Source organism: Pectobacterium versatile (genome assembly GCF_003932035.1).
In the GTDB taxonomy this organism is placed as follows: Bacteria; Pseudomonadota; Gammaproteobacteria; order Enterobacterales; family Enterobacteriaceae; genus Pectobacterium; species Pectobacterium versatile.
In genome coordinates this window covers 1,115,411-1,130,134 of the sequence record NZ_CP034276.1, presented here as the reverse complement: position 1 = coordinate 1,130,134, position 14,724 = coordinate 1,115,411, and the positions used below count along the sequence as shown (strand labels likewise).

Below are 14,724 nucleotides of genomic sequence, written 5' to 3'. Positions count from 1 at the left end.
ATTAACATATTGATATAAGTAGCAATTATAATAAGCCAAAAACAGAAAAGATTAATTTGTCGCCATATTGAGACTTGAGTATCAGAAAGACAAATCATTAAATACTCAAATGAGACAAAAGTCTCAAAATGTTATGTATGGCATTACATTAACAGTAAGAAAGCTTGACGTGGCACAAGAATCACGCAATTTGCTATAGTTCAGGCGACAACGCCGTGCTGCCCGATAGCGTCCGGCCCGAAAATTCAATGAGGTCTATGTGATTGAACGGGATGAAAAACTGACATCAACACGGGCGAAAACCCGTCGTTTATTAATTGATACCGCCATGAATATGTTCGATCAAGGCATATTCCCTTCCATTACCGACGTTGCTGCTGCGGCTCAGCTTTCACGCGCGACGGCTTACCGCTATTTTCCGACGCAAAGTGCGTTAGTCTCAGCTGTTGTCGGCGAAAGCCTTGGCCCTATTCTGGCGTGGCACCCGACACAGCCGGACGCCAGTGAACGCGTGTCTGAACTGCTGCACTTTGCTTACCCAAGAATGCTGGAGCATGAAGGTGCGCTGCGTGCAGCGTTACATCTTTCACTGCAACAATGGGCCGATCGCCGCTCCAATCGCCTGCATACGGATACGCTGACGCGCGGCAATCGCAAACGTCTGCTCAAAATTGCCACCGAACCGCTGGAAGGAAAAATCACGCCGGAAGCACAACAGCGGGTGATTTATGCCTTATCGCTTATTTATGGTTCGGAGGTTTTCCTGGTGCTGAAAGATATCTGGCATTTGGAAGAAGACGGCATTCAGGATGTCACGCAGTGGGTCGCCAAAGCGATTTTACGGCAGGCGGAAGAAGACGCCGCACAGGCCGATTCGCAGAAAACCTAACGAACACATTTATGCTTATGCTGCGTCCCGCTCTGTCGCCGGATACGCAGCAACGGAAGCACATTCTTTGCCAAGGGAATATATGATGCTGAAAGGTAAGCGCGCGATTGTCACCGGCGGTGGCCGCGACTTTGGACAAGCGGTATCCGTCTGGCTGGCTCGCGAAGGGGTGAAGGTCGATCTTTGCGCCCGCAAACTGGCCGATGCACAGGCCAGCGTCGACATCATTCATCAGGAGGGTGGTACGGCGCGTGCGTATCAGTGCGATATTGCCAGTCCTGATTCGGTTAAAGCCTTTTCCGCACAGTTGCTGGAAGACAGTACGCCCGTCGATATTCTGGTGCTCAGCGCGGCACAATGGCTGGAAGGCGGATTAGGGGAAGAAGACACCGATGCGGATATCGTCAGCACCATCAACTCCGGCCTGACCGGTTCTATTCTGCTCACCAAAGCACTGTTGCCGAGCTTACGTCGTTCACAAGGTGCCGATATTCTGGCGATGGTTTCCGTCTGCGGCCTACCGCAGTTCCACGACTCTATCGCTCACCCCGCTTTCTTCGCCGCCAAGCACGGCATGAGCGGTTTTAGCCAGAATCTGGCGCATCATGTCGCGCAGGAAAATATCCGCGTGACGGGGTTTTATCCGCCAGATTTTGAGGTCACCGGCTTTGATGACAACCCCGCTAGCGGGGAAAAAATGGGCGAGCATCTGCTGAATGCCCGCTCGATATGGGAAACCATGCGTTTCGTGCTCATCCAGCCGCGTAGTTGCCATATCAACGCCATCCATTTTCAGGGGCCGACGCGCGCAGATATCGGCGTGTAACCCATCACATTTTGCACTTCATCCCGCTCCGGTATTTATCACATAACCGGAGCGGTGAAGGGTGTTCCCCGCCTGACACACCGCGATCTCCACGCCATCATGCTCTGACACACTTTCCTGCTATCCATTTTTTGCCACAGAACACAGGAAAAGGTAGCATCGCTGCCGTTGTTTTCTGCCATGCGGCTTACCGCGCTCAACGCATCATAAAAAAAACGTCGCAGACAAAAACGTAATCATTTGAATTTTAAATAATAATAGAAAACGCGTCACCACGAGATGCGTGACAGACAGGAAAACACCGAGTAAATGACACAACATTCCTCAACCAATAGCGAGCATCATGCTGCTCAGCAGCGTCTCCACGAAAAGGGTTATCACCAAAGTCTCGGCAACCGCCACGTACAGATGATCGCAATTGGCGGTTCCATCGGCACCGGACTGTTTCTTGGCGCGGGGGCTCGTCTGCAAATGGCAGGGCCAGCCCTGGCGCTGGTTTATCTGGTTTGCGGCATCTTCTCTTTTTTCATTCTGCGCGCGCTGGGCGAGCTAATCGTTCATCGCCCCACCAGCGGTAGCTTCGTGTCGTACTCGCGTGAGTTTCTGGGTGAAAAAGCCTCCTACGTCGCAGGTTGGATGTACTTCCTCAACTGGGCGATGACCGGGATTGTCGACATCACCGCCGTCGCGCTCTACATGCACTACTGGGGCACCTTTGCCGATGTCCCACAGTGGCTGTTTGCACTGGGTGCGCTGTCCATCGTCACGCTGATGAACCTGATCGGCGTGAAGTGGTTTGCTGAAATGGAGTTCTGGTTTGCGCTGATTAAGGTCGCGGCTATCGCCATTTTTCTGGTGGTCGGCACGGTCTATCTCGGCACAGGCAGCCCGCTGGACGGCAACACGCCCGGCCTGCACCTGATTACCGATAACGGCGGCCTGTTCCCGCACGGCATTCTGCCTGCACTGGTGCTGGTTCAGGGGGTGATATTTGCCTTTGCCGGCATTGAGATCATCGGCACCACGGCAGGCGAATGTAAAAACCCAGAGCAGGTGCTGCCGAAAGCGGTCAACAGCGTCATCTGGCGTATTGGCCTGTTCTACGTCGGCTCGGTTGCGCTGTTGGTCTGCCTGCTGCCGTGGAACGCCTATCAGGCCGGACAAAGCCCGTTCGTGACCTTCTTCAGCAAGCTGGGCGTTCCCTATATCGGGACGATCATGAATATCGTGGTGCTGTCCGCCGCGTTGTCCAGCCTGAACTCCGGTCTGTATTCGACGGGACGCATCCTGCGCTCGCTGTCGCTGGGTGGTTCGGCGCCCGCTTTCCTGTCGAAAATGAGCGGCCAGTCCGTGCCCTATACCGGTATTTTGGTCACGGTCGGCATCCACATTATCGGCGTGGTGCTGAACTACGTGGTGCCATCGCAGGTGTTCGAGATCGTCCTGAATATCGCCTCGCTCGGCATTATCTGCTCCTGGGCGTTCATCATTCTTTGCCAGATGCAGCTGCGTAAAGCGATTCGTCAGGGGAAAGCCAAGCCGGTAGCGTTCAAAATGCCCGGTGCGCCCGTGACATCATGGCTAACGCTGGCTTTTCTGGTGAGCGTATTGGGGCTGATGGCGTTTGATTACCCGAATGGCACCTGGACGATTGCGACGGTTCCAGTGCTGACGATCATGTTGATGATCGGCTGGCGCGGGCTGAAAAAGCAGCGTGAAGCGGTGAAACTCGCCAATCAGCAGGAATCTGATTTGCGTTAAGAGACCAATATCTTAGGGCAGAAAAAACGCAGGCTCGTTTCCGAGCCTGCGTTTCTGAGCCTACCTACATCCGTAATTACTGTTCTACCACGTAACCGTACAGACGCTTACTGCCATCTTCTTCCGCGACGCTATAGACGCCCTGCAATTCCGGGGAGAAGCCGGGCAGCAGGTTAATTCCCGCTTCCAGCGCCAGAAAATAGCGCTGTACCGCCCCGCCCCAGGTTTCACCCGGCACGACACATAGTACGCCCGGTGGATACGGCAATGCCCCTTCCGCCGCGATACGCCCTTCCGCTTCGTCGATAGGAACCAGTTCGATATTCCCGCGCACAAATTCTCTATTAGCATCTTGTGGCAGCATCACCACTGACGGGAATTCGGTTTTACGGAACATCGCTTTTTGCAGATCTTTCACGTTGTGCTGAGCGTAAAAATCATGCATTTCCTGACACAGCCGACGCAGTCGGTAACCACGATAACGCTCTTTGTATTTCTGATACAGGCTGGGCAGCACTTCGCTCAGTGGTGCATCGCGGGAGATCAGCGTTTCGAAATGCACTAACGCATTCACCAGTTCCTGCATTTTTGCTGCGTCTTCCGCTGGCGTTAGCAGGAAAAGGATCGAGTTCATGTCGCATTTTTCAGGGATGATGCCGTGCTCGCGCAGATAGTTGGCAAGGATCGTCGCCGGAATACCAAATTCAGTGTAATCGCCGCTAATCGCATCAATTCCCGGCGTCGTCAGCAGTAGCTTGCAAGGATCGATAAAGTATTGATCCTCCGCGTACCCTTCAAACGCGTGCCATTTCTCGCCCGGCTCGAAGTTGAAGAAACGCACGTCCTGCGCGATCGTCTCCGTATCGTGATCCTGCCAGATCGCCCCGCCCACCGTCACAGGCACGAACGGTTTGATGAGCGAACAGCGCGTCAGCAACTGCTTGCGGGCTTCAATGCCCAGCTTCACGCAGTCCATCCACATACGACGCCCACTTGCCCCTTCGTGCATTTTGGCATTGACGTCTAACGCAGCGAACAACGGATAAAACGGGCTGGTCGAAGCGTGCAACATAAAGGCATTATTCAGCTGTTTATGGTTGCAGAAACGACGCTGGCCTTTGATGTGGGTATCTTTTTTGTGGATCTGCGAGGTCTGGGAGAAGCCAGCCTGCTGCTTATGCACCGACTGAGTCACGAAAATGCCCGGATCGTTTTCATTCAGATCCAGCAACAGCGGCGAGCACTGCTCCATCATCGGGATAAACTGCTCGTAGCCGACCCAGGCGGAGTCAAACAGAATATAGTCACACAGGTGCCCGATGCTATCGACCACCTGACGCGCGTTATAAATCGTGCCGTCATAGGTGCCGAGCTGGATGACGGCCAAACGGAACGGGCGCGGCTCGTTGGCACGTTCCGGCGCAACTTCCGCAATCAGCTTGCGCAGGTAGGCTTCATCAAAACAGTGCGCATCCACGCCGCCGATAAAGCCGAACGGATTGCGCACGGTTTCCAGATAGACCGGCGTCGCGCCCGCCTGAATCAGCGCACCGTGATGGTTGGATTTATGGTTGTTACGGTCAAACAGCACCAGATCGCCACGCGCCAGCAGCGCGTTTGTCACCACTTTGTTCGCAGAGGAGGTGCCGTTCAACACGAAATAGGTTTTATCGGCATTAAACACGCGCGCAGCGTGCTTCTGCGCCTTCTTCGCCGCGCCTTCGTGGATCAGCAAATCACCCAGTTTGACGTCAGCGTTACAGATGTCCGAACGAAAAACGTTCTCACCGTAAAATTCAAAAAACTGACGCCCCGCCGGGTGCTTGCGGAAGAACTGACCGCCCTGATGCCCCGGGCAGGCAAACGTCGTGTTTTTCATGTTGACGTACTTGGTCAACGTATCGAAAAACGGTGGCAGTATCGCATCCTGATAGGCTTTCGCTGCACGTTCCAGTACGTTCGCGTGCTCGCCTTCGTCATCGAGAATCAGCCATTCGCTGCCCGCAGGCAGAACATCTAACTCTCTATCTTCATCAGGCTCTTCGACAAACGCCGGAATGCTAAAACCGGTGTGCTGCAATATCGACAGAATGCCGCTACGGGCTTCCTCAATAGAAACCACGACCGCCGCCACATCAGTGAAGTCGGTCTGACTCAACGCGACAATCTCGCGCGTTGTGATTAAACGGGTGGCAACCGCTGCATTCGCCGCAATTTTTAACTGTTTCATGTAACCAAACCCAAACGGTTAAGGGTAAGTGTACGTGCCTAAAAGACACCGTTCAGGGATAACAATCCCGACCAATCACAATGCCAATCAATAACGACAAGCGTATGATCCCTACAGGTAAACTGTAGGCTAAGAATGGAAAAACTGGAGCCAGCACCATCCGATAGACATCAGTAAAAGCAGAGCCGTACTCTATTTTTACTCATGCCTAACAGTGAGCGAACGAACGCCTCACCGCATGGTGAAGGGGGATAATCGACGGGGAGAAAAGTAAACCGCGCAGGGGTGATAAGAAGATACACGCAGTGACGTCATCAACGAGCTGGCGCGAGCGTGCAGCACCATGAGCAATGAATCTGACATATCGGCGATCCTCTTTTAGCTATACGCTAACTACGCTTAAAGGGGCGTTCAGGTGAACGAGACGTTAAAAACCGCGCAATAGTGGCATTATTCTTCATCAAATTCAACAATCCAGCCCGCCCTCAAGGCGGTAAAAGTGCAACGAAACATGCCACGCGCATCAGGAAGAAACATTACCGCGCTAAGCGTGTTGAAAGGATCGCCAGAAATTGGCTAGCAAATAATACAATTGCCTGAAAATAGCGCAGGCGCTCCGCTTTGTGACAGAAACCCGTTGACGCCGTGCGGCCAATACGGTTTAATGCGCCCCGTTGCCCGGATAGCTCAGTCGGTAGAGCAGAGGATTGAAAATCCTCGTGTCCTTGGTTCGATTCCGAGTCCGGGCACCATATTTTTGTTTTGGGACGTTCCTATACGTCCGGGAACATAGAAAAATCAGTTAGTTGATGAAAATCTGGAGTACCTCAAGGTACTACCGGATTTTTTGACATTCGTAGTTTTTGGGGGCTTAATTGGGGGCCTGTCGGTTCGATAAACTACGGAGCCCCCGCCATGCCTCTGACTGATACCGCCATCCGCAACGCCAAGCCGCTCGATAAACCTTACAAACTCAGCGACGCGCAGGGCCTGTACCTGCTGATTAAACCTAACGGTTCCAAGCTCTGGCATCTCAAGTATCGCTTCGGCGGCAAGGAGAAAAAGCTGGCGTTTGGCGCTTACCCAACGGTATCGCTTGCCAGTGCCCGTAAACTGCGTGAAGAAGCCCGGACTATTCTCAGCGCAGGGGACGATCCCGGCGTAAAAAAACAGCACGACAAACAGGCAAAGAAAAATGGCAATACCTTTGAAGCCGTCGCCCGTCAGTGGGTGGGCGCCAACATTCGCTGGAGTGAGGCACACGCTGCCAAAGTCCTGCGTTCACTGGAACTGCACGTTTTCCCGCTCATCGGCAATGTCCTTGTCACCGACCTGAAAACCGCCAACCTGCTGATCCCGCTGCGGGTAGCGGAGAAAAAGGGTTGTCTGGAAACGGCTGCACGGATACAGCAACGCACGACGGTCATCATGCGTTACGCCGTACAGGAAGGACTGATTGCCAGCAATCCGGCCAATGACCTCTGCGGCGCGATCACCCCGCCGCCGAAAAACCATTACCCTGCCCTACCGCTGGAAAAGTTGCCGGAACTGCTGGAAAGAATAGAAGGCTATTCAGGCAGACTGCTAACAAGGTTGGCGGTACAGCTTAATTTGCTGATCTTTATCCGCTCCAGTGAATTGCGTTTTGCCCGTTGGGTAGAGATCGATCTGGATAACGCCATGTGGACACTTCCCGCACAGCGGGAGCCCATAGCTGGCGTGCGCCACTCAGAGCGTGGCGCAAAAATGAAAACACCGCATCTGGTGCCGCTGTCAAAACAGGCGGTAACGGTACTGAAGCAGCTAAAACTGTTGTCCGGCAACGGGGAATTACTCTTTCCCGGCGATCACGATGCCCGTAAGCCGATGAGTGAGAACACCATCAACAAGGCGCTGCGCGCAATGGGTTATGACACACAGGTGGATATCTGCGGACATGGCTTCCGCACGATAGCGTGTAGTGCGTTGATCGAATCAGGTCGCTGGTCAAAAGATGCTGTGGAGCGGCAGATGAGCCATCAGGAACGTAATCACGTTCGTGCCGCCTATATTCACAAAGCGGAACACCTCGACGAACGGACTCAGATGATGCAATGGTGGTCAGATTATCTCGATGCCTGCCAGCATCAATTCATCCCGGCTTATCGCTTTGAGAAGTCGATTAAGGTTGCCTGAGCCAGACTGATACACCGATGGAATAAGCCGCTGCAAAATATTACTCTGTAACGGCTTATATAATTTTTAAAAATTATTTTTTCTCTAACCCATTAATTTTATGAATGATATTTTTAACATCACCGTATTTTGTGTTTGAAGGAAGATTATTTTTTAACAATGTTCTGTTTGCTGCTGTCTCGCGATAGCCATGCTTGCTTAAAAGATCATTTAATTCATAGTCTTGATCTTTGTTTACAAAGTCCCAGTCTGATTTAGACATTCTTCTCTCCTTTTAAAATATTAATAATGTCAGAGTAATCAATTAATGGGCCATTAACACAACAAATGACTCATACTGTATATAGATGAAGATCTGGATAATTCAAGTATTACAGAACGTTTCTTTCGACATGTCAGAAACCATTCCAACGTACCGGACGTGTTTTGATGGCTTTTCAATTCCTGTGTCATTCAGGAATTGAAAAGTGGCGTGAGGCGATTAAATTCCATTTCGTAGAAATGGCTAATTTGCGTCGCCCGAACCCACCCGCGAGCGTTTCCCCCAAGGGAAACCGAGCTGGCCGGGGGGAACCGAATAAATTTTGCCGCCCCAGCGAGCAAAAAGACGCGCCCACGCGTCGGTTTATTTGGGGGGCTTGCCCCGCACACCGTCGCCGCTAAGTCTCCGGCCACAAGCCGGTAGCGAGGCGCGACCAACCCATTTAAAGCCGTGTTTCCCGTTATTTCGCACCGAGCTTGCGAGAAAGAGAAATAACAGGCTAAAACGCGCGTCTTAAAGGGGTTGGTCGCGCGTAGCGCGCGACGGTGTGCCGCTGTTGACCTTGGGGGTTTTGGCGTGGCGTCCAGCCACGACATTACCCCCATGCGAAAGGCAATAAGGGCGTCCAGCCCGCATGAACTGGCGCACGCCGTTTTGTGCCGGGAAATGTATTTTCCGGCACAGGGCTGCTGTTCAGGAACTCTAATCAACCTACATGTAAAGTAGTGCTAAACATGCTATCAATATCCTTATTGATGGTGCCATCATGTTGCCCATTCGCCTTAAAACGGCTCGTTTACAAGCCAATCTAACTCAAGAAAAGCTAGGCGTACTGGCTGGCATTGAGGAAGCCACTGCACGATCACGCATATCCCAATATGAAAGCGGTATACATCGCCCAACATTTGAGATGATGTGCGCGTTTGCTAAAGTGCTTAATGTGCCGGAGTGTTATTTTTATACGGTTGATGATAATTTTGCTGAAATAATTTTAAAATTACATAATGGTGAAATAGTTCAGTGGGAAAAATAAATTAGTCCATATGATTATTTTGAAAATTAAACTAATAATATAATAAATAGTTTTTTAACAACCAGTTAGGGGAGAAATATTAAGAGTAGTGGAACCGGGTAGAGCTGGTTGCGACACTCCCCCCGAGCTCACCATAATTCGGCATAGCTAAGCATTGCGACATAAAAAATACGTAAGGCGAGTCATATATCACTAATGTAGTATTCGGGAGGCGAATCCTGGCACCTGAATTTTCAGGCAGGCAGATATGCCTAAAGCTACGAGTAATTGACGGCAAAAAATTTTGACTCACTCAAGATCTATAGTGAGACGAGTCAATATAATTATCGCATACAAAAACGTGTCTTAAGTCACATTTAAGATAACACATAATGGTAAAATAATTATCTCATTTATGCTTTATCGACCATTGCCCGCTCAGAATTCCCCATCGTATAATAAATGACATGGATCATCGTTCCTGTAGCTGACTAGAAGGTATTAACATGATAACGAGCATTAATATTCAGAATATCGCAACTTATACTAGGCCTTCCATACTTAATGATCTACGAAAAATTAACTTCATATTTGGAGCAAATGGTACAGGAAAGACAACAATTAGTCGTGTGATTGAGCAAGCTACAGGTCATGAACATTGCTTCTGTCAATGGACTGGCGGAACACCTCTAGAGGTGATGGTATATAACAAGGATTTCGTGGATCGCAATTTCAATCAGGAAAATACAATCAAAGGTATTTTTACTTTGGGTGACAATCAAGTTGAAGCTGAAAAAGAAATAGCCAAACTAAAGCCTGAATTGGAAAAATTAGATAAAGATATAAACAAGCTTAATATTCAACTTGAGGGTGAAAACCAGTCTGGAGGAAAGAAAAAAGAAGTCATCGAATTAGAAAACTCCCTTCAAAATCAATGCTGGAAAATGAAACAAAAATACGACACTATCTTTCAACAGGCTTTTACTGGCTTTCGTGGTAGTGCTGATAAATTTAAACAAAAAGTACTAATAGAAAAATCATCAAATAATGCAGAGGTTGTTAGTTTTGATATTCTTAAAGAGAAATCGGAAACTATTTTCTCAGAAAATCCGGATAAAAGAGAGATACTACCAATAATTAACGCACAACCATTAATGGACATGGCATTATTAGATATTCTAAAAAAATCGATCGTCGGCAGTCAGGATATTGATATTGCAGCAATGATTAATAAGTTAGGTAATAGTGACTGGGTCAAGCAGGGGATATACTTCCATCAACATAATGATAATCATTGCCCTTTCTGCCAGCAACCAACCGATAAAATATTCGCGCAAAGCCTTAAAGATTTCTTTAATGATAGTTATGAAGCTGAATTACGCGTAATAACACAGTTAGCTCATAGTTATCAGAAAGCGATTGAAGAAATTTCATCTACTCTTCAGACTATCATTACCATTCAATCCGTTCACTTAGATCATACCCTTTTCGACGTTTCTGTTAGAGCATTAAAAGAACGAATGGAGAGCAATCTCAAACTTATTCACGAAAAGCAACGGGAGCCCAGCAGGAAAATAACGTTAGAACCTCTTGACCATTTTTTTAACCCATTAAGCGAACAGATTGATGCTGCAAATGCAGCAATAACCAAACATAATCTCACAGTTGATAATCTACAGACAGAGAAAAAAAAGCTTACAAATCAGGTATGGAAATTTATTTTAGAAGAACTTAATCCTCATTTAAACACCTATAATTCCAATAAGATACAGTTACAGAATGTAGTAAATGGGATGCAATCCAGTCTCGAAGAAAAAAAACGCAGACGGAATGATATTGATCGACAGATTAAAGAGCAGGAAAAAAGTTCAACATCAATATTGCCTACCAAAGATACTATCAATGCTTTACTAAATTCATTTGGATTCACATCATTCAGTATCGACATTGTAGATGAAAAAGGTCATTATAAAATATGCCGCAGCAACGGAGATGATGCCAGCCGTTCACTTAGTGAAGGTGAAAAAACATTCATTACATTTCTGTATTTTTACTCACTAATTAAAGGTGCGCAAGCATCATCTGGAATAACTCAGCCAAGAGTGGTTGCTTTTGATGATCCAATATCCAGTTTAGATAGCGACATACTATATATCGTTAGCAGCTTAATTAAGGGTATTTTTGACGAGATAAGAAATAATAAAGGATACATTAGGCAAGTTTTCATATTGACACACAATGTCTATTTTCATAAAGAAATCAGCTATCACCCTAAACGCCCTCGTGATAATGTTCTGGCTGAGGAAACTTTCTGGATGGTAAAAAAACAAGCAGACACCTCATATATAGAGAGATGTGATAGCAATCCTATTAGATCTGCTTATGAATTACTTTGGGAAGAAGTAAAAAAACCTAATCTATCCAGTATAACATTACAAAATACTTTGAGGAGAATTCTAGAAAATTACTTCACTATGTGGGGTGGCATGTCAAAGGATAATATATGCGAACTATTTCAGGGAAGAGATAAATTAATTTGTCAGTCATTATTCTCTTGGGTAAATGATGGTTCTCATTCAATACATGATGACTTATATATTAATCATGGAGAAAGAACAAATGAGGTTTACTTACGTATATTCAAAGATATATTCACAAAATCAAAACAAATTGGCCATTATGAACTCATGATAGGAATAACTGAAGTTTCACCAAATTTAATAGCCGAACAAGCATGATATAGATAATATTTTTGGTAGCCTTAAAATAGGCTACCACCTATCTTTCCATTTCATACTAAGACCATTAAAACACTAAGTACAGCTACATTTACTTTCTGGAACAAATGACATAGTGCATTAAGATCAACTATTTTCCCCTGCTCCACAGCAGAAAATATTTAAATCACAAATCAGGAATAAACCCTTCTTCACGTAGTACCTTAATCACCCCGCGGATCAGATATGAGTTAGAAAACTTCGCCGTATAGGTACGAGCCCCCTCTTCCACTGGTTGGAGCAGTCCCCGGTCAATCAACTTACCGAGCTGATAAGTCACCTGCGCTGGTTTTAGATCAGGTAAAGCGGTACGGAGATCACCCGCTTTTATCGTCCCTAGCTCTACAGCGCGTTTCAGAACTTTGGATTCCAACGGGTTTATTAGCCCTCTTTCAGATGAAAAGTCGATCGCCGGATACAGTATTTTCGTACTCAAAAAAGCATGGTTTGTCAGCTGATCGACTTTCTTCAACTCAGATGAAATTCCCGAAAGTACATATAAACACCATTCTTCTAAGCCCCGCTCTGTTCCCTTATCCGCTAACGAAAGCATGGCGTAATAACGCTCACGATCATTACAGAATACCGCTGTCGGATTAAGAACCCGGCCACCTGCCTGCACATTAAAACCATACTTGATCAATAACGCATAGGTCAGCAGTCTGACCGTTCTGCCATTACCGTTGCCAAAGGGGTGTATCCAGCCGAAGCGGTGATGCACCAGCGCAATTTTCATCAGATCATATTTTGGTTTATCAGCACGGTTAATAAAGGCGGTCAGTTCTGACATATAGTCAGGAACATGGATATGATCCGGTGGTAAATGGTCAGACTGAGCGATGCTGACGTTATGCTGCCGATAGGCACCGGGAGTTTTATCACCTTCCTGTTGCAACCCGACAACCGCCAGACTATGTAGCTCGCGGACAAAATATTCCGTTATCTCATCACCATTATTTAGATGCTCGTCGATGAATTCCATCGCGGCTTCAATATTGTTGATTTCTTTGAGCTGGTCCGTTGAACTCTGTGTTCCTTCGACTTTGCTTTCCACATAGTCGGCAAGTGTCGTGTGGTTTCCCTCAATCCTCGCAGAACCCAGACTCTCCAGCATGTGGAAAACGGCTTTCAACTGCGCAAACAGGATAGGGTGAACATCCGTTTCCAGCCTCAGATGCCGGAGTAACTCCAGTTCCGTTAGCGCATCAACCAAAGGGGAGTCAAAACTGGGGTTCAGAAGTGAGAGTTCAAAGTGATTAAATTGAGCCATGATATGTAGTTATCTCAAACAGGGCATGACGACATCTCAAAATAATAGCAAAAATACTAATATAATCCATACATTATAGATAACATCACTTATGATTATCTCAAAAACCATGAATCCTACATATCAAGTCTACGTTTAAAAGATGTTCAACGCAGAGAGGTATCGGCTGTTGCCTGCATAGGAGATGGAACGACGTTTTTAGCGCCGTTAGCCACTAAAACACCGATTCATCGTGACAACCATCACAAAAACAAAGCGATTTTTTATGGGGGCTTTCGCGGGGGCGCTGTTTACGATAAATATCAACAAAATATATAATTAACAGCAAGTTAATTGTGAGTATGATCCCGAGTCCGGCACCATTAATTTAAAGAAACCAGCCTAACGGCTGGTTTTTTGCTTTTGGGGAATGGGTCCTGAATAGGGTTCGATTCTCTACAAGAGTGTTATCCCGCCTCCCCTTCCCCATGATTCATGCTCGTGCCTTGATAGCGTGACGGCCAGATCTCCTCCGGCTGCTTTCCTAATGCGCAGGCAATTAACCTTTCGCCTTTCGGCCAATGTCTTGTCAACGCGTTAGCAAGTGTTGAAGACGTTAGTCCAGATGCTCTTGAAACTGTAAGTATCCCACTAAAATGAACCGTTCATCTTTTGATGTTCACGAGCACAGCATCAATTTCAAATTGATAAACTCCCCACCAAATCCCCCAACGTTACCATCAACATCATGGGATCAATCGGTGAAGGCTCAAACCCCACCCGTAGGTAAAAATTTCGCGCCTCATCAGACAACGCATGAACCAACATCCCGCGAATGCCGATAGTGTCCGCTACCTGAATAACCCGAAGCCCGGCATCACGCACCAGCGCTCGGCCAACACCTTGACCATGCAATGACGTATCCACCGCCAGACGTCCCAGCACTACCACCGGAATCGGATCGGGCATATTGCGGCGAAAACGTCCGGGGGCGGCATTCGTTGCTACAGCACTGGAGGCCAATGAGTAATAGGCCAGCACTTTTGAGCCATCGCAACTGACAAAAGTTCGCGATGCACCAGTGACCTGATTTTTCATCGCCCGCTGTTTCAGCCAGTTGTCCATAGACTCCACGCCGCAACCGAATGAGGAAAATACATGTTCGGCGTGAAGTGGCTCAGGGGCTGAGATCATTTTTTCTGTTCCCACGGTGCAGGTGTTTGCATGGTTTTGCGCAGCGCGGCATTCGGCGAGGGAGTTTGATCCAAGCGAGCAAGGAACTCCTGATAAGCATCGGGATCTGCCATGATGATGCGCTGATCGATCAACACTTCCTCTGCGGCGGCACGAGCAGCTTCGAGGACAAAATCAGTGCGATTTTTTCCTCTGGCCTTCGCAGCACGATCAATAAGATCTCGTTCGGCGGGCTTGATGCGTAAATTTAATGTTTCGCGTTTAACAGAAACGCTGTTCGTCACTGGCATGATGTTATCCTCCTACCTACTCTCTGGATATTAATCATACAGCAAACGTAACGCCAATG

General features: G+C 47.8%; 12 protein-coding genes, 1 tRNA gene and 1 pseudogene. 7 read left to right on the top strand and 7 right to left on the bottom strand.

The features are described from left to right. Positions 1–259 precede the first annotated feature (259 nt). The 3 genes from EIP93_RS05150 (at position 260) to ansP (ending at position 3,476) form a co-directional block, all read left to right on the top strand. Positions 260–889 (top strand): TetR/AcrR family transcriptional regulator, encoded by a 630-nt coding sequence (locus EIP93_RS05150; RefSeq protein ID WP_039490327.1) that lies wholly within the window; start codon positions 260–262, stop codon positions 887–889. 85 nt (positions 890–974) lie between these two features. After that, the gene (locus EIP93_RS05145; RefSeq protein ID WP_119881049.1) at positions 975–1,715 is read left to right on the top strand and encodes an SDR family oxidoreductase; all 741 of its coding nucleotides are present in this window, start codon (positions 975–977) and stop codon (positions 1,713–1,715) included. Between the two features lie 309 nt (positions 1,716–2,024). After that, positions 2,025–3,476: an L-asparagine permease gene (ansP, locus tag EIP93_RS05140; protein ID WP_125232383.1), complete on the top strand. Its 1,452-nt coding sequence runs from the start codon at positions 2,025–2,027 to the stop codon at positions 3,474–3,476. Positions 3,477–3,552: 76 nt separating this feature from the next. Here the strand turns inward: ansP and EIP93_RS05135 are convergent, their stop codons facing one another. Then, positions 3,553–5,706, bottom strand: coding sequence for an ornithine decarboxylase (locus tag EIP93_RS05135; protein ID WP_125232382.1), 2,154 nt, complete (start codon positions 5,704–5,706; stop codon positions 3,553–3,555). Positions 5,707–5,937: 231 nt separating this feature from the next. Further along, a complete protein-coding gene (locus EIP93_RS22990) occupies positions 5,938–6,069 on the bottom strand; it encodes a hypothetical protein (protein ID WP_258874471.1) in 132 nt (43 codons plus the stop codon). A 313-nt stretch (positions 6,070–6,382) separates the two neighbouring features. Here EIP93_RS22990 and EIP93_RS05130 point away from each other — a divergent pair. Both EIP93_RS05130 and EIP93_RS05125 read left to right on the top strand, forming a co-directional pair. Continuing rightward, positions 6,383–6,458, top strand: a tRNA-Phe gene (locus tag EIP93_RS05130). Positions 6,459–6,621: 163 nt separating this feature from the next. Next, complete coding sequence (locus EIP93_RS05125; RefSeq protein WP_125232381.1) at positions 6,622–7,881, top strand: tyrosine-type recombinase/integrase; 1,260 nt, start codon at positions 6,622–6,624, stop codon at positions 7,879–7,881. A gap of 73 nt (positions 7,882–7,954) precedes the next feature. Here the strand turns inward: EIP93_RS05125 and EIP93_RS05120 are convergent, their stop codons facing one another. Then, positions 7,955–8,143: a hypothetical protein gene (locus tag EIP93_RS05120; RefSeq protein WP_125232380.1), complete on the bottom strand. Its 189-nt coding sequence runs from the start codon at positions 8,141–8,143 to the stop codon at positions 7,955–7,957. Between the two features lie 766 nt (positions 8,144–8,909). Here EIP93_RS05120 and EIP93_RS05110 point away from each other — a divergent pair. Both EIP93_RS05110 and EIP93_RS05105 read left to right on the top strand, forming a co-directional pair. Beyond that, on the top strand, positions 8,910–9,176 hold the full coding sequence (locus tag EIP93_RS05110; RefSeq protein WP_116227391.1) for a helix-turn-helix domain-containing protein: 267 nt from the start codon (positions 8,910–8,912) through the stop codon (positions 9,174–9,176). A gap of 485 nt (positions 9,177–9,661) precedes the next feature. Next, positions 9,662–11,893 carry an AAA family ATPase gene (locus tag EIP93_RS05105; RefSeq protein ID WP_125232379.1) on the top strand — a complete coding sequence of 744 codons (2,232 nt, stop codon included), beginning with the start codon at positions 9,662–9,664 and terminating at the stop codon, positions 11,891–11,893. A gap of 166 nt (positions 11,894–12,059) precedes the next feature. Here the strand turns inward: EIP93_RS05105 and EIP93_RS05100 are convergent, their stop codons facing one another. From EIP93_RS05100 to EIP93_RS05085, 4 genes and pseudogenes are all read right to left on the bottom strand, one after another. Beyond that, positions 12,060–13,202 carry a Fic family protein gene (locus EIP93_RS05100; RefSeq protein WP_125232378.1) on the bottom strand — a complete coding sequence of 381 codons (1,143 nt, stop codon included), beginning with the start codon at positions 13,200–13,202 and terminating at the stop codon, positions 12,060–12,062. Positions 13,203–13,648: 446 nt separating this feature from the next. Beyond that, a pseudogene (locus EIP93_RS05095) lies at positions 13,649–13,828 on the bottom strand (helix-turn-helix domain-containing protein); the annotation flags it as partial. A gap of 52 nt (positions 13,829–13,880) precedes the next feature. After that, entirely contained in the window at positions 13,881–14,375 is a 495-nt protein-coding gene (locus tag EIP93_RS05090) for a GNAT family N-acetyltransferase (RefSeq protein WP_116586074.1), read from the bottom strand. Beyond that, entirely contained in the window at positions 14,372–14,665 is a 294-nt protein-coding gene (locus tag EIP93_RS05085) for a type II toxin-antitoxin system TacA family antitoxin (RefSeq protein WP_125232377.1), read from the bottom strand. Before EIP93_RS05085 ends, EIP93_RS05090 begins: the two co-directional genes overlap by 4 nt. Between the last annotated feature and the right edge of the window lie 59 nt (positions 14,666–14,724).